Here is a 16,203-nt window from a genome sequence, read left to right on the forward strand (position 1 = left end):
AATATATAAGCCACAATCAAAAGTAAAATAGATAAGGGTGGTCGTATCATATGAAAAACAAAGACATCTTACATCATCTGAAAAAATTTTCTCTATTCGCTTCCCTGAATAAAAAGGAACTGGAAAATATCAAACAGTTCATCTATTGGCGCACGTATCATAAAGGCCAGATTTTATTTATGGAAGATGACCCCCGGGAACGAATGTATCTTCTCCTTGACGGCTTTATTAAACTCGAAAAAACCAATGCAACGGGATCAATGTTTTATACCGACTACGTACGCCCCCATACGCTCTTTCCATTCGGCGGCTTGTTTCGCGATGAACACTATCATTATTCCGCCGAAGCCTTGACAGATATTGAACTCTACTATATTCCCATGAACATATTTGAAGATCTCGTAAGGGAAAATAAATCACTGCTTTTTGATGTTCTCAATCAATTATCCGATATACTCGCCCTTCATGAAGAAAGGCTCAAACGAATTACACTCTCCCATGCACACGAACGGGTAACCCAAGCCATCTATTACCTGACTGAAAGCCTCGGCCAAAAAGAAAGAAATTCAACCATCATCAGCTGCCCGATCACAGCGGCTGAAATCGCCAAAATCTCCGGCACTTCCCGGGAAACCGTCAGCGCCGTCATGAAAAAGCTCCGCTGCGAGGGCGTCATCAGCCAGATGAACAAACAGATCATGATCAACCGGCCGGAGTATTTTATGTAATGATTTCAGCCCTGCCAAAATCATCCCGTTTACAACCGGGATGATTCCCCCGCCGCCGTCTGGCTTTTATTTATACGTGAATTCATCTGTTTCAAACTGTCTGTTTTCGATGATGTTCCGATAGAAATCAGCCGATTTTTTCAGCACGCGATTACGGTTTTCCTCCAATTGAATCTCGACAAGGCCGTAGCGGTTTTTAAAGGCGTTCATCGGAGAGACGTTGTCTGTAAACGCCCACAGCATATAGCCTTTGCAGTTTGAGCCGGCGGCGATCGCTTTCATCGCTTCTGCCAAGTGTGAAGAAATAAAAGCGATTCTGTAGTCGTCCTGAATGATTCCCTCTTCATTTTTAAAACGTTCTTCCTGTTCTACTCCCATACCGTTTTCAGCAATCAGCCATCCGATATTGCCGTATTCATTTTTGAGCCTCATCCCCATATCATACACAATGCGCGGATAGATCTCCCAGCCCCTGTACGGATTCATCTTTCGGCCGGGAAGCTGAAAATGTTCGTAATAATAAGCCGGGTGAAAAGGCGTCGATTCATTCCATTGTCTTGACGGCGCTTTCACTCTTTGGGGATGATACAGATTGATCCCGACAAAGTCGACTGTGTGCTTCCTGATGATGTCCAGCTCCTCTTTATCATGGTCGAAAAGGATGTCGTGCTTGATCAAAAGCTCCATTAATTCATCAGGATAGACGCCTTTAATGCTGGGATCCAAAAATACCCTGTTGAAAAACAAATCATAAATGAAGGCGGCCTGTTGATCGTGAGGCGCGCTTGATCTCGCATACGCGACCTCCTGATTCAAAATGACGCCTATTTTTGCATCTTCTCTATAGACATGCTTCCCGGCTTGAAAAAGCTTGATAACACGCGCCGTCGCCAGTGCTTTATTAAAATTCCACTGCATCCATTTTTTCGTGTTTTGCTCATATGGATAACGAAGCGCATCAAGGTATATGCGCGTCTGCGGAACAATCGGTTCATTAAAGGTAAACCAATATTTCACCCGGTCTCCGTACCGTTCAAATGCTTTTTCCGCATATGCCGCAAATAAGTCGATCACATCTTTCGAACCCCACCCGCCGTACTTCTCAAATAAAACAGCGGGAATTTCATAATGTTCAAGGCAAATCATCGGTTCTACCCCGCATCTGATCAGCTCATTGATGACGTCGTCGAGATAGCCTGCGTACACTTCGTCAACCTCTGCTGTTTCATAGTCCAGCAAAAAACGGGACCAGTTGATGGACGTGCGGTAATGGGTCAACCCGATTTCTTTCATATATTGTATATCTTCTTTGTAGCGGTTATAAAAGTCGGTGGCGACCGCCGGCCCGTATCCTTCATGCCATACATGAGGATCATTCTTGTACCACATATCCAAATAAGAGTCCTGCGACGGCCGCTTTCCGTCCCATCCCTCCGTCTGCCAGGCGGACGCAGCGGCGCCCAAAATAAAGCCGCCGGGAATTTTCCACGTTTGCTTGTTCATTTCGATGGCCTCCTTCTTTGTTTTGAAAGTAAGGTATTATACGGAAACATTTTTTTCAGAACTAATGCTGTAGCTGCGATTCAAAAGAATCACAAACGGAAGGTAAATGATGACGGACACGATGATACAAACGATTTGCGTCAGGACGGCGCCGAGGCTGCCGCCTGTCGAAAGCCAGGCATTGATAATCGGCGGTGTCGTCCAGGGCACCATGACAACGGCTTTTCCCGCAAAGCCGGTCACCGTCGCAATATAGCCGATCGTCCCCGTTACTAGCGGCGTCAAAATAAACGGAATCGCCATTAACGGATTCAGCATGACAGGGACTCCAAAAATCACCGGTTCATTGATATTAAAAACACTAGGGCCAAACGAAATCTTTGTGATGCTGCGCATATCCTCCCGTTTTCCCGCAATCAAAATCGCGATCAACAAACCGATGGTAACGCCTGAGCCGCCGATGCTCATATACACATCCCAGAACGGCATCGTAATAATATTGGGAATCGATTCTCCCGCTGAATATGCATTCATATTGACGGTGATGGAAGCCAGCAGCAAAGGCTCCCTTATCGGCTTCACCATTTGGTTGCCGTGGATGCCGATCACCCAGAAAAACTGCGCGACAAACACTAAAAGCAGGATGCCGGGAAGACCTTGAACGGCGCCTTCCAGCGGTTTTTGCACGATATTGTACACGGCTTCATGCAGATAGACACCTGTCAGCTTATGAAAAGCAAACCCGAAGCTGGCGATGATGGTAATGGTAATAATGGATGGAAATAAGGAGCCGAATGATACGGCGACATTGGCCGGCACGCTATCCGGCATTTTAATATTAAGCCGGTCCGAGTTTACAAGCTTGCTGAAAATTTCAACGGAAACAATTGAAATAAACATACCTAAAAACAATGATTTCGGGTCCGTAAATTCCTTAGCGAGAACGTTGACCACTTCCTGCATGGAACCGTTGACTTCCAGCAGCACTGTCGAAGGAATGACGGAGATATAAGACATTAATGCCATGACACCCGGAAAAAACGAATCATACCCGTTTAATTTCCCCAATTCTATTCCAATCAAAAACACCGCACCGATCGTGATAAAATTCAATGTGGCATAATTGATGGACGCCATGATCAGCTCCAATGAAGCCAAAAACCTAAAAGGTTGAAAGCTTGCAAGACCCGTTTCAGGACTCATCACCATATTCTGCATCAAAACCGCAAACGCTCCGGCAATGATGACCGGCATCAATGTGACAAACGCCGATTTAATGGCCATGATATACTTGAAGCTTGTAATTTTATAGGCTATCTGTTCAAAGGCCTGCGTCACTTTCGTCATCTTACTCACGTGTTCTCTCCCCCTTTTTATATTTATATGTTTTCACCTTATATTGAAAACGCTTTCTTTTGGGTGCATATTTTTTCCTTAGGGAGAGGAAATTTTTAAATTGACATCTCGGCCTCTCACCGGCTTGGACCGGCCTTCAGCATAAAAAAGAATCAAAGCCTTACATGCTCTGATTCTCTCTTTTCTGCGATCTTCCTACACCATATCCCGTCTTGAAAAGCTCCTGATCCCCCATACCATAAGCACTGTACCCAAAACCATCAATATACTATAAAAGAGCGGATATGAATCAATTGGCGACTCATCAGGAGGAGACATCCCCAGCATGGGAAGAGTCCAAGGATAGATTTGACCTAACGGTGTATTTGCGGCAAGTATGGACGGCAGGGTAAAACCTATGCTGACCGCCAGCGGTAGACCGAATGTTTGATGCCTGACGGAAATGATCAACTGCAGCACGATAAGCGGAAGGCAGGCAATTGAACCCTGAACAACGTATCCTAAAACCGCAAAAAAAGGCAGATCTCCTTTCAGCCCATTAAGGAATCCGAATACAATAAAGAGTGTATATAAATTGCCCATTGTCACGGCAACCATCATCACAACCACGGCGGCTTTTGCAAAGAAAACCCGAGACCTCAAAACCGGAAGGGCCAGCAATTGCTTCCATCCCCCGCCCGCATGTTCGCCTCTGCACACAAATGCAGCATAAATGCCTACAAGAATCGGCAGCACAAAAGAACCCATAAATACGGCCACCTGTGTCCAGGCTTCGACCCACTCGTTGTCACCTGGCTGTACAAATTGTTTATAATTGTTCCGAAAGTTCGTGTAAGCCAATAAGACGCTGATAAAAGGAGCCGATACATACAATACCCACATGTTCGAACGCTTTAATTTCAACCTTTCAGCAGCTAATAAATTTTTCAGCATGATACATCCTCCTACAGCACGTCCCGCTTTTTAAAATGAAAGGCGCCAATGATCAATAGCAGCATTCCGACAAAAACATTCGCCACAATAAAAACCGGTAAATCCGGATTGATTCCCAGCCCGTCATATTGCAAGATGACGGTCGATGACTGGCTCGGATAAGCGAGCGGAAGCCACCGCGTCGCCGTTCCGGCTGCCAAAAACAGACCGACGATTGAACTGACCGTACCAATAAGAATCGAAAATGCCTGGTTTTTATATGTGATCGACAGCCATAATTGCAATGACATGATCGGCATAGCCGTAAGCAGCATGACATAACTGTCCCCGATTAAAAGCCCCCATGGTACCGGTCCTTCAAATCCCAGCGCCTTTCCCAGTGCGACCATGCCAATTACAAAGATAGTTGCGGTTACAAGCAAACTATTAAACAGCCATATAAATTTACTAAAGTAAATCTTTATTCTTGAAACCGGCAAAACCAGCGTTTGCTTCCACGAATTTGTCTGATGCTCTGTATTGGCAATGATTGAAGCCATAATCGTTACGGCTAAAGGAAAACCGAGCCCGAACAGCATGCTGTTGTCAAAAAGCAGATACTGCCACATGGAGGAAGCCTTGAACATGTCGGCTTGCTTTTGGACATACTCTCCCCGATAAGTGATATTCAACCATTCGTATGCCAGAACAACGAGGGGAACTAAAACAATAACGACAAACAAAGATGAGCGCTTAAGTTTTAATCCATCACCGTGCAGGACTTGTTTCATAAACTCTCCTCCGCACCTGTCAGTTCCAGAAAAATGTCTTCTAAAGAGCGTTTAACTTCCTCTAAACGGTAAACAGAGATCCCCGACTTGACCAGCATGCCGTTGATTTCTGAAACAAGCTCGGGCGATGTTTCGCTGACCCACAAGCTTCCTTCCTGAAGTACAGCACGCCAGCCCCGGTTTTGAATCATGGATTGGGCTTCATGGATCTGATCGGCTCCTATCTTCAGGAGCGGTTTTTGTTTTTTCCTCAACGCTACGATATTATCTTGAAACATCAGCTTTCCATTCATAATAATCCCCACTTGTGTCGCCATCTGGTCGATCTCGCTCAATAAATGACTGGATACAAGAACGGTCATGCCATATTGATGCGGCAACTCCTTGATCAACTCCCGAATTTCATGAATACCGGCAGGATCAAGTCCATTCGTCGGCTCATCCAACACCAAGAGATCGGGCTTACTCAACAAAGCAGCAGCGATCCCCAACCTTTGCTTCATGCCCAGAGAGTACTCTTTTGCTAATCGATCAGCTACTTTTGTCAGCCGGACGATCTTCAACACTTCCGCGATCCGCGTCTCAGGCAAATCGCGAATCCTGCGAATCACCTCAAGATTTTCTCTTCCGGTTAAATGTCCGTAATAAGATGGAGATTCAACCAAGGAACCGACTCTTTGCAGGATTTGCAAACGGTTTGTGCGGATGTCTTGGCCAAATAGCTCAATAACTCCGTCTGTAGGCTTGACCAATCCTAGTAACATTCGAATCGTTGTCGTTTTTCCGGCACCATTCGGTCCTAAAAATCCGTAAATCTGCCCTTTTTCAATTCTCATCTCAAGTCCGCTGACCGATGTATGCTTTCCGAATTTTTTTGTTATATTTTTTGTTGCCACAATATGTTGCGCCACTATTTCTCACCTCCCCCTCATCATAGGACGCTTTATCTAAATGCGCCTTAAACGTTTCCTGAACAATAGTTAAATGATGTTTTCTCAATTTTCAGAAATCTAAACATCCTTTAAATTCCGATCCTTCCCGCTCTTTTCATATACTTCATCAGGTAAAATGAAGACGTATCACGATGGAGGTCATAAACCATGGATCAATCTTATAATTGCTATAAAGTGTTAATCGTTGATGATGACCGGCACATTTTAGATCTGTTAAACGTTGTGTTTGAAAACGAAGGGTTCTCTGCTGTCTTAAATGCCAAGAACGGAGAGGAAGCAGTCGATCTTGTCAAACATCAAAAGCCGGATATCATCCTACTCGATGTCATGCTTCCGGATTCAGACGGATTCACCATTTGCAATCAACTTCGTCAATTTACAAATACACCCGTTCTTTTTCTTACAGCAAAAACGGCTGATTTAGATAAACTGCAAGGGTTCAGCTATGGAGGAGACGATTACATTACCAAACCTTTCAACCCTCTTGAAGTCGTGGCCCGCGTAAAAGCCCAGCTGAAACGATTGAAACGTTTTACCGCGGTTTCATCCGGACCGTCTTATGATTTTGGAGATTTTCAAGTTGATGAACCATCTGGGAAGCTGATTGTTGATGGAGTAAGGGTGGAATGCCCGGCCCAGGAGTTCAGACTTTTATTGTATTTTTGCAACCACCCCAACCAAATCGTAAGCAAGCAAAAGATTTACAGAGACGTTTGGGGAGAATTTTACAATGGCGACAGCACGGTCATGGTTCATGTACGCCGGCTTCGGGAAAAGATTGAAAAAGACCCGGGCCGTCCAAAATGGATTAAAACGGTAAGGGGCTTCGGCTATATTTTCGAGTATCTTCCAACAGGTGAAGAGCAGTGAAGTTAAAACAACGGATTGCTTTTCACTTCTTCTCCCGAACCATTCTATTGATCGTCATTTGTATCGTTTTATTCTTATTCAGCATATTGTTTTTCGATTTTTTTCTAAACGATAAAAAGCCTCATCGCTCACCGCTTTCTTTATCCAGTGTCGTTCGTCAAACCACTTTGACAGACAGGAACATCTCTGTTGATGAAGATATGACCGCTCATTTGAAGAAAAATCATATGTGGCTGCAGATTCTTGACGAAAACGGGAACGAGCTTTATTCATACAACAAGCCAAGCCATTTTCCCAAACATTATATTCCCGGTGAGCTTGTCTCAGATTATCTTTACCCTGCTAAAAAGGGTTTCCATCTGTCAACATGGTTTGATACGAAAGACAGCCAGACATTGACGTGGATTTTGGGTGAACCCTTTCAATCTGACAACCCGTTTCTATATTGGACAAACCAGCTGTGGATCCTTTCGATCATCATAATGGGGATGGCGGTTGCGCTGTACTTCGGAAAGCAGCTTGGCGCACCTTTGCTTTATATCGTGTCATGGATTGAAAATCTCTCCATAGGCAGATATGCAGAGCCGGCATCTTCTTCCTTTATCCCAAAGAAAAAGAAAAAACCCGGATATCGGTTATATCAGGAACTAATGAATGCAATGAGCAATCTTACGCTGATCCTTCAGAAAAACAAAACAGAAAGCGAGCAGCTGGAAAGAACGCGGGAGGAATGGATGACAGGCGTTTCCCATGACTTAAAGACACCGCTGTCAGTCATTAAAGGATATACCATTCTTTTATCATCTGAAAAACATGAATGGAACCATGAAAAAGTACAGGATTTTGCCAACATCATGAACGAGCGGGTAGAGTATATGGAAGAATTAATAGAAGAGTTCAACCTTACGTTCCGCTTAAAAAATGACGCTCTTCCGATCAAAAAAGAAAAAACCGACATTGTCGGCTTGCTTAGAAAAACCTTAGAACATTTGAAAAGCCTGCCTGAATCACAAGAAAAGACTTTCCAGTTCCAGACAAATCAAAGCGGGATTTTCGCTGATATAGACGAAACATACATGCAGCGGGCCTTGGAAAACTTGCTAGCCAACAGCATCAAACATAATCCTGATGGTACAGCGATTACAGTATCCGTTTTACAAGACGGCCCTATATCAATTCTTATAGAAGATAACGGCATCGGCATGGAAAAAGAAACAATGGCGCATTTATTTGACCGCTACTACAGGGGAACCGATGCCTCAAGCGACACCTCGGGAACCGGTTTAGGCATGGCGATTGCAAAACAGATCATTGTTGCCCATGGAGGACATATCGAAATGTTCAGCGAACCGGGGCGCGGGACGCGGATGAAGGTGGTGCTTCAAACAAGGTAAGATCCGCTGTTTCAGTCGAAACAACGGATCTCAACCTACCGTGACAATTGCACTTTAATTGGCTTTAATGATGTCGAATAAAATGTACTTAAATAACCAAAATCAACGTCTAGTGAATATTGTTCAAGGCTAAACTTTTCTGCACCAAATTCATCGTCTATTGTGAAAACTGATTGAAACTGAAGCTTGGAAGAATTAAGCACTTTCGTGAAATTTCCTTTGACACTATGTCCAACAGGCGCTTCATCAAAACTTTTATAAGCAGAATCAATCAGCGATATCGTTTCCAGAAAATTTTGCATACTGTCAACATCAATCTTTGACCGGTCAACATTTTTCAGATGATAGTCTACAACTAGTTTGTTTCCATTTTGCTTGACCTGATCAAAGGCAATGTTAAAGCTATGCCGGTCAGCGCTCACTGAGGCTGGCGCTTTCTTGAGAGGCAGCGTTTTTTCTGAATCGCTTTTATCAGAGCTTGCCTCAATCTTTACATATTTCGCATCATCTTTTACCTTTCCCAGGATCATTCTTGATTCGCGGTGGATACGGTCTCCGATTTTTTTACGATCTGTCAATGTTATTCCGCTCATTAAATAAGGAACCTCATTTCCCTTATCATCCGTCACTTTTATTATCGATGCGCGATCATTTGGATGCTCGAGCGAGGTGATGACATCATAATCGATTACAGTCGATTCTTTGCCAAGAATCACTGTTTTCGGCTCAACAATAGGGCCATCAGCCGCTTGTTTCTCTTTTTGCCGAATATGCAGTGTTTTATACGGCAGTTTGACAACAGGTATATCAAATTTCCATTGCCCCCTGATATCATTTATGCTTGTAATCGTCACCGGAAGCGTCAGCTGATCCGGAATATTCTTGTCGGGGTATCCGATTTGAATAAAGCCGACATAGCCGTCTTTTGTTTTCTTTATATCTGATTCAGAGGCTATCATCCACTTCCTCTCACCATTAAATAGTGTGAAATGAACCATTTCCGCGCCATCGTTCAAATCTTTTCTTGTATCACTATTGACTTTAAACGTCATGGTAATGATTCCGCCGTCAAAATAAACGCTTGTCGCCGTTACATCAATGTTGTTGCTTGAGGCTTTCTGATGGAGTTCAGTTACAAGCTGGCTCGCCATTAAGTTTTGGCCGATATAATCGTGAAACTGCTGATATGCTTTGCCAAACAGCGGGACATCCGCCAAAACGCGTTGCATGGCAGGAGAAACAAACCCGCTCCCTAGAAGAAGCATTGCCGCCGTACCGGAGATAAAAACAGTGCGTTTCAATGTACCACGCTTCGGCTTAACCGTTTTTTCCTTATTTGCCCGCATGATGCCTTCAGAAATAGATTGATTGATGTCCTGTGTAGGAACATCAATCTGATTCACTTCATTTTCGAACCATTTTTTGTCCATGCCTCTTCCCCTCCAGTCAGTAAATGTTTTAACTCAAGCTTGGCTCTTTTTAAATATGTCTTAACGGTTCCTTCGGGAACATTCATGATGTCGGCGATATCATGGATCGGCAAGTCTTGATAATAAAATAGTATAATCGCCGTTTTGTAGTCTTTACGTAAATGCTGGACTGCTTCCAGCAGCCCCATTCTGTCGTCGGCATTCATTTCCCGGCCCTGTCCTTGCTCTCTTAATTGCGTGTCCATCAACACCACTTTCTTTTTCTTGTCCAATAAGGCATATGCGTGGTGGATGAGGATTTTTGTCAGCCATGTCAGAAAATACTCGGGATTTCTCAGCTGGGCAATCGATAAAAACGCTTTATATGCTGTTTCCTGTACAATATCTAATGCGTCTTCTTTATTTTGAACATAGATGTATGCTGTTCGGTAAAGCTGATCGCTATGTTTCTGAAAAAGCATTTCAAACGCTTTGGCATTTCCTGCGACAGCTTTTCTTACTAGTTTTATTTGCTTCACTGGTGAGCCTCCTTCAAACATTAGAGAGAGATAACTGGAGAAAAAGTTTCAACAGTATGGGATTTTTTTATTAAAAAACCGCTATTTTTCAAAATAGCGGTTTGGCGAACAACAACACCCTGTTTACTTTTTGGCAAGCGTCACCTGAGAAGATTCGGTTTGCCCGGATGGCTCCGGAAAGTTCTCATTTTTCAGCTCTTGGCGAAGCTCGTTCATTTCCGAGCGTTTGATCTGATATACAGCTTCCAGGCGGACCAAAAATTCCGGCCTGATCTTGAACGCATGAATGATCGATATGATCCAAACGACTAGCAGCATTTTCATTGCCAAATCGAAAAAGAGCGTTCTCGCCGTAAAGGCGGTGAAGAGGACAGCCGCCGCATAGACGACTCCGGCAAGAAGCCATTTTATCTGCTTTGTCCGGGCTCCGATATATATAAATGCAAACCAGCTCAGAAACGCAAATGGAACCCATGTGAACAATATCCAAAAGGAATGCGCGATCTCCCATTTTGCGCCTTCATTTGTAAAACCTTTCGCCATTTATTTACTCTCCTTACAGCTGATGTTTATAGTTTTTTCGCAAACAATAGTTCGAATTACCCCGTCCAATAGAACTATCCCCATCTATTATACTAGATTTTTCTATAAAAGGAAGAGTAAAAGATTTTTACATCCCATTACATGATCAGGAATGATAAGATAAACATAAAACCAACAAATGGAGATGAAGGAAACATGAAGAACAAATTGATTGAACGGCTGATTACATATGCGAAAGTCGACACACAGTCAAATGAAAACAGTGAGACATGTCCTTCTACACCCGGACAGCTGACACTCGCCAATATGCTTGTTGAAGAATTAAAGCAGATCGGCATGGAGGATGTCACAATCGATGAAAACGGCTATGTCATGGCGACGCTTCCGGCCAATACGGAAAAGCAGGTGCCGACGATCGGTTTTTTGGCTCATGTCGATACGGCGACTGATTTTACCGGAAAGAATGTCAATCCGCAAATCATCGAACAGTACGATGGAAAAGAGATTGTCCTCAATGAAGCGCTCGGCGTCGTTTTGTCCCCGAAAGAATTTCCCGAGCTTGCGGGTTATAGGGGACACACACTGATTACGACGGACGGAACGACGCTGCTCGGCGCCGACGATAAAGCCGGCATCGCTGAAATCATGACGGCGCTGGAATATTTAATCGACCATCCCGAAATCAAACACGGAAAAATCCGGGTCGCATTTACGCCTGATGAAGAAATCGGCCGAGGACCGCACAAATTTGATGTGGCGGCCTTCAATGCGAAATTCGCGTATACGGTTGACGGCGGCCCACTCGGCGAACTGCAATACGAAAGCTTCAATGCCGCGGCGGCGAAGATTACGTGTCAAGGGACAAACGTCCACCCGGGTACAGCAAAAGGAAAAATGGTCAACGCTGCGAAAATTGCGATGGCATTCAACTCAGCACTTCCGGAGATGGAGGCGCCTGAATTTACAGAAGGTTATGAAGGCTTTTATCATCTTCTCTCTATCAGCGGTGATGTCTCAGAAACGAAGCTGAACTATATCATTAGAGATTTTGACAGAGACCGTTTTAACGAGAGAAAAAAGGCGGTCGAAACAATTGCGGAAGAACTGCGGGCGCAATACGGCAAAAACAGCATTCTGGTCGAAATGAAAGACCAATACTACAACATGAGAGAAAAAATCGAACCGGTCAAGGAGATTGTCGATATTGCCTATCAGGCGATGAAAAACCTGGACATCGAGCCGGTCGTCAAACCGATCCGCGGCGGCACAGACGGCTCCCAGCTGTCATATAAGGGGCTTCCTTGTCCGAATATCTTTACGGGCGGGGAAAATTTCCACGGCAAATACGAATACATTTCCGCAGACAATATGGTGAAAGCCGCGAATGTTGTCGTGGAGATTGCAAAGTTGTTTGAAGAAAGGGCATAATACCGGAAATGCAAGGAGCGGCTGCAAAACAAAGCAGCCGCTCTTTTTTCACCCATTAAAACCCGGTCTTCGCCCTGCCGAAATAAAATTCAGGACATGCTGTTTGCCTGGCGCTTTATGTATCGCACCTTTTACAGAAGCCGTCAGGGCGCCGCTTGCATTGGCGAACGTCAGCAACCCGCGGTGATGCTCCCGTATGAGGCTACACAGATCTTCCTTTGCAGCGCCGTACGACGCCAATTCGGATAAGAAACCGCCGATAAAAGCATCCCCCGCACCAGTTGTATCTGAAACAGCCACTTTAAATCCCCGGTCTTCGTATGTTTCGCCGCTTTTTAAGTATATCGCCGCACCGTCTCCCCCTTTTGTCAAGACAACGACTTTGACATTGCCGGCAAAAAGCGAAGCAATCGCTTCCTTCTCATCATCAATATTTGTGATAAACGGCAACTCCTCAAGCGATACTTTTACAATATCCGCCAGCGGCAAAAACTGCCTGATCGTATGGCGGCAGCTTGTTTCATCAGGCCATAACGGGAGCCTGACATTTGGATCAAAACTGACAATTCCGCCGACTTCCCGGAAGTCATTGATCACCTTAATATGCGCCTGTTTCATTGGACTTTCGACTAAATCAATTGAACAAAAATGAAGCAGATCCCCTTTATGAAACCACTCAGATTGAATCTCATCTGCCGAAAGCAGCAAATCGGCTGCATTCTTCCGATAAAAATGAAAACTTCTTTCCCCGGACTTGTCTACGGATACAAATGCCAATCCGGTTTCACCTTCGTCGCTTCGAACGATATAGGAAGTGTCAACTCCATTTTCCTCAAGAACGCTGATTAAGTAATCGCCAAAATGATCGTTGGCAACCTTCGTCAGCATTGCCGCACGGGCGCCGTATTTAGCAGCAGCAATCGCGGCATTCATAGGCGCGCCGCCGGCAACGCGTTCAAATCCGGTGATGTTTTCCAGAGCCGTTTCTTTTTGGACGGGGATAAAATCAATGAGCGTCTCACCGATGCAAAATATTCTATTCAAGCGATTCATCGCCTTTCCAAATATCTTTCAGCACCCAATAGGTAAATTCTTCAACTCTCGCATCGCCTTTCTCAGAAAACAGCTCGATTCCCAGTCTGCCTTCTTTCGGATAGATGCGGCTTGTCATCGTGGCTTCACCATGGTTGGCAAATACTTCAATAGACGATCTGTCGATAAATAGGCGCAGGGAAAGCTTCTCTCCCGCTTCAATCTGCACGTTTCTGACACCGTCCCGTTCTTTGCCGGATGCGGAGCAATCGAGTGTCAGTTTTTGATCGGTTAAGCTGTATCTGATGATGGTCTCTTCTTTTTCCAGCCCCCGAATTCTTACTCCTGCCGTTTGTGCACTGCAATCCGCTATATCAAACACGACCTTCACTTCAAGAAGCTCTTCGGCTGTCTTGGCCAAATAACTCCCTGAAAGCGATCGATTGGCGCATACCCGATGTTCCGTTTTCCGCAGCAGCTTGGTTTCCTCCACGGGATTCATCAAGATTTTGTGATCATCGCGCAATGTTAATTCCCGCGGCAGCGTCAAAGCCCCGGACCATCCGTCCGCTTTCGTCGGCATCTCTGACTCCCACATATCCATCCAGCCAATCGCAATTCTGCGCCCTTTGTCATCCAACAAAGTTTGCACGGCATAAAAGTCATGGCCATGGTCCAACTCTTTAAAGGAGCCATGTACAAACTCATTTGTTTCTTCATCATAGTCTCCAATTAAATAGCCTGTTTGATACAGATTTTGATATGAATCACCATCTGCCTCTATACCCTGAGGGGAAATCAGCAAAACGTGTTTGCCGTCTAGTTCAAAGAAATCCGGACATTCCCACATAAAGCCGAGATTCCCGTCGCTTTGGGCGAGGACGCCTACATATTCCCAATCTACCAAGTTAGGCGAGCGGTATAAAATGACCCGCCCGACGTTCTCTTTTGAGGAATTTCCGACCACCATATACCAGTTCTCATGATGCCTCCATACTTTCGGATCGCGAAAGTGGCGTGCGCTGTCTTCCGGCGGCTCTGCAATGACAGGGTTTTCTTTCATTTTTTCAAAGACGATACCGTCTTTGCTGACAGCTATATTCTGATTTTGGTAGAAATCGTCTTTCTCTTCATCTATCATATTATGCCCTGTATAGATTAAAGCGAGGTCGCCGTTATATTCGACTGCGCTTCCTGAGAAGCAGCCGCTCTCATCAAATGCATCGCCAGGCGCTAAAGCGATCGGCAAGTGCTCCCAGTGAATGAGATCCCTGCTCTTCAAATGGCCCCAATGCATCGGCCCCCAATTCTCATCATACGGATGATGTTGATAAAAGACATGATACTCCCCTTTATATTGAATAAGTCCGTTTGGATCATTGATCCAGTTTGCCCGGGGCATCATGTGATAGCCCATTCGGTATCGGTGATTCACTTTTTTTCCGGCTTTCTTCAACGCTTCTTCTGCCTGCTGAATTCTATTCATCTGTGACATCCTTTCTATATATGCTTTCTTTGTAGACTTTGAGCAAATTGAACGTCTTTCTTTGAGTCTAGCAAGGTAAAAATCGAAATAATGGTGAAACAAAGGACCATTGTTCCCATGATGAGATAAGTGTGGCGATATCCGATGCTGTCGTATAAACCTCCCGCAAGCGGCGAAAAAATCGATGCGCCTACCTGGGATGCGAATTGAAAGCCGACAAGATAAAGTACGGATGAAAGGCGATTATCAAAATTAGTCGCCAAATATTTAAACGCCGCAATCAGCATAATCGGCAATTCTAAAGCATGAATGAGCTTCATCGATGAAATTCCGACCGGTCCGCTGACAAGACCGGAGCCGATAATGCGGAAAGCCATTAACAGCCCCGCTAAAATCAAACTTTTTTTCGGACCAAGCTTATTGACGATGAAAGGCGCAAGAAACATCATGCCCGCTTCAATGAATACTTGGAATGAGTTAAGATATCCAAAAATTTGGTTCCCCAAGGCCGGAGTCGGAAATAAGGAAGCGTAGTAAAGCGGGAACTGCTGGTCATAGACGCCGTATACGCAAGTTACGCCGATCACGTACAACATCAAAAACCAGAAATCTTTTAAGAGAAACAGCCCTCCCACGTCTTTTAATCCAACCGAGTCTGCTCTTCCCTTTTCATCATCTGTCATCTCAATTTTTACAGAAACAATAATGGCCACCAATATGACTGCTGAAACGGACGCAACCCAGAAGTTGATATTCGGGTCGATATTGAACAGCTGACCTGCAAAAAATGTCGCCGCAGCCCAGCCGAGGGACCCCCACATCCTTGTTCTTCCATATTCAAATTGATATTTGCGGCTGACCTTTTCAATAAAGGTTTCAATCGCGCCGATTCCTGCGAGAAAAGCAGTTCCCAAATACATTCCGCCGACAATAGCCCCGAGAAAGACGTTGTATTGCAAAAGCGGTCCGTAGACGAAAATATAAAAGGGACCCGTAAATACGAGCAGCAAACTGATCATAAATAATATGTTTTTCTTCAGCCCGAGCTTATCGGAGATAAAACCGTACAAAGGCTGCATGCACAAAGTAAAGATAGCGTTTACAGAAAAGATAATGCCCGTCGCGGACCCGTTCAAATTGATTTCCTGCCCCAACCAAATCGCAAATAAAGAATAGCTGGAAGACCAAGTAAAAAAGAAAAAGAAAAAATAAGCGCTTAGTTTCCAATACAGACTGTTTGAGCTTTTCATTTTCATTTG

General features: G+C 44.6%; 15 protein-coding genes. 4 read left to right on the top strand and 11 right to left on the bottom strand.

Annotated features, from left to right (window positions below; all coding sequences use genetic code 11):
• The first annotated feature begins 50 nt into the window (after positions 1 to 50).
• Entirely contained in the window at positions 51 to 728 is a 678-nt protein-coding gene (locus R5H20_RS22455; RefSeq protein ID WP_006639635.1) for a Crp/Fnr family transcriptional regulator, read from the top strand.
• Positions 729 to 794: 66 nt separating this feature from the next.
• Here the strand turns inward: R5H20_RS22455 and R5H20_RS22460 are convergent, their stop codons facing one another.
• The 5 genes from R5H20_RS22460 to R5H20_RS22480 all read right to left on the bottom strand — a co-directional run bounded on the left by R5H20_RS22460 (position 795) and on the right by R5H20_RS22480 (position 6,201).
• On the bottom strand, positions 795 to 2,231 hold the full coding sequence (locus R5H20_RS22460; RefSeq protein WP_006639636.1) for a glycoside hydrolase family 1 protein: 1,437 nt from the start codon (positions 2,229 to 2,231) through the stop codon (positions 795 to 797).
• Positions 2,232 to 2,267: 36 nt separating this feature from the next.
• The gene (locus R5H20_RS22465; RefSeq protein ID WP_006639637.1) at positions 2,268 to 3,578 is read right to left on the bottom strand and encodes a PTS sugar transporter subunit IIC; all 1,311 of its coding nucleotides are present in this window, start codon (positions 3,576 to 3,578) and stop codon (positions 2,268 to 2,270) included.
• Between the two features lie 204 nt (positions 3,579 to 3,782).
• Positions 3,783 to 4,520, bottom strand: a complete 738-nt coding sequence (locus tag R5H20_RS22470) for an ABC transporter permease (RefSeq protein WP_006639638.1) — start codon at positions 4,518 to 4,520, stop codon at positions 3,783 to 3,785.
• An 11-nt stretch (positions 4,521 to 4,531) separates the two neighbouring features.
• The gene (locus R5H20_RS22475) at positions 4,532 to 5,290 is read right to left on the bottom strand and encodes an ABC transporter permease (protein WP_006639639.1); all 759 of its coding nucleotides are present in this window, start codon (positions 5,288 to 5,290) and stop codon (positions 4,532 to 4,534) included.
• The gene (locus R5H20_RS22480; RefSeq protein ID WP_006639640.1) at positions 5,287 to 6,201 is read right to left on the bottom strand and encodes an ABC transporter ATP-binding protein; all 915 of its coding nucleotides are present in this window, start codon (positions 6,199 to 6,201) and stop codon (positions 5,287 to 5,289) included. Before R5H20_RS22480 ends, R5H20_RS22475 begins: the two co-directional genes overlap by 4 nt.
• A gap of 189 nt (positions 6,202 to 6,390) precedes the next feature.
• On the opposite strand from R5H20_RS22480, the gene R5H20_RS22485 reads away from it, so the two are divergent.
• Both R5H20_RS22485 and R5H20_RS22490 read left to right on the top strand, forming a co-directional pair.
• Positions 6,391 to 7,113 (top strand): response regulator transcription factor, encoded by a 723-nt coding sequence (locus R5H20_RS22485; RefSeq protein ID WP_006639641.1) that lies wholly within the window; start codon positions 6,391 to 6,393, stop codon positions 7,111 to 7,113.
• The gene (locus tag R5H20_RS22490) at positions 7,110 to 8,507 is read left to right on the top strand and encodes a sensor histidine kinase (RefSeq protein WP_006639642.1); all 1,398 of its coding nucleotides are present in this window, start codon (positions 7,110 to 7,112) and stop codon (positions 8,505 to 8,507) included. Before R5H20_RS22485 ends, R5H20_RS22490 begins: the two co-directional genes overlap by 4 nt.
• A 35-nt stretch (positions 8,508 to 8,542) precedes the next feature.
• On the opposite strand, the gene R5H20_RS22495 is transcribed toward R5H20_RS22490, so the two are convergent.
• From R5H20_RS22495 to R5H20_RS22505, 3 genes are all read right to left on the bottom strand, one after another.
• Positions 8,543 to 9,937, bottom strand: a complete 1,395-nt coding sequence (locus R5H20_RS22495) for a DUF4179 domain-containing protein (RefSeq protein WP_006639643.1) — start codon at positions 9,935 to 9,937, stop codon at positions 8,543 to 8,545.
• Positions 9,907 to 10,476 carry a sigma-70 family RNA polymerase sigma factor gene (locus R5H20_RS22500; RefSeq protein WP_034326759.1) on the bottom strand — a complete coding sequence of 190 codons (570 nt, stop codon included), beginning with the start codon at positions 10,474 to 10,476 and terminating at the stop codon, positions 9,907 to 9,909. The genes R5H20_RS22495 and R5H20_RS22500 overlap by 31 nt, the downstream gene beginning before the upstream one ends.
• A 102-nt stretch (positions 10,477 to 10,578) precedes the next feature.
• Positions 10,579 to 10,998 (bottom strand): hypothetical protein, encoded by a 420-nt coding sequence (locus R5H20_RS22505; protein WP_006639645.1) that lies wholly within the window; start codon positions 10,996 to 10,998, stop codon positions 10,579 to 10,581.
• A gap of 195 nt (positions 10,999 to 11,193) precedes the next feature.
• Between R5H20_RS22505 and pepT the strand changes: the two genes are divergently transcribed.
• Complete coding sequence (gene pepT / locus R5H20_RS22510) at positions 11,194 to 12,426, top strand: peptidase T (RefSeq protein WP_006639646.1); 1,233 nt, start codon at positions 11,194 to 11,196, stop codon at positions 12,424 to 12,426.
• A 48-nt stretch (positions 12,427 to 12,474) separates the two neighbouring features.
• Here pepT and R5H20_RS22515 read toward each other — a convergent pair whose 3' ends face one another.
• From R5H20_RS22515 to R5H20_RS22525, 3 genes are read right to left on the bottom strand one after another with little or no spacing between them, the layout of a single operon-like run.
• Positions 12,475 to 13,470, bottom strand: a complete 996-nt coding sequence (locus tag R5H20_RS22515) for a carbohydrate kinase family protein (RefSeq protein WP_006639647.1) — start codon at positions 13,468 to 13,470, stop codon at positions 12,475 to 12,477.
• A complete protein-coding gene (locus R5H20_RS22520) occupies positions 13,463 to 14,944 on the bottom strand; it encodes a glycoside hydrolase family 32 protein (protein WP_006639648.1) in 1,482 nt (493 codons plus the stop codon). The genes R5H20_RS22515 and R5H20_RS22520 overlap by 8 nt, the downstream gene beginning before the upstream one ends.
• Positions 14,945 to 14,958: 14 nt before the next feature.
• A complete protein-coding gene (locus R5H20_RS22525; RefSeq protein ID WP_006639649.1) occupies positions 14,959 to 16,194 on the bottom strand; it encodes an MFS transporter in 1,236 nt (411 codons plus the stop codon).
• Positions 16,195 to 16,203: the final 9 nt, after the last annotated feature.

The sequence above is a fragment of the Bacillus sp. KICET-3 genome (assembly GCF_033261025.1).
Classification (GTDB): domain Bacteria; phylum Bacillota; class Bacilli; order Bacillales; family Bacillaceae; genus Bacillus; species Bacillus sonorensis.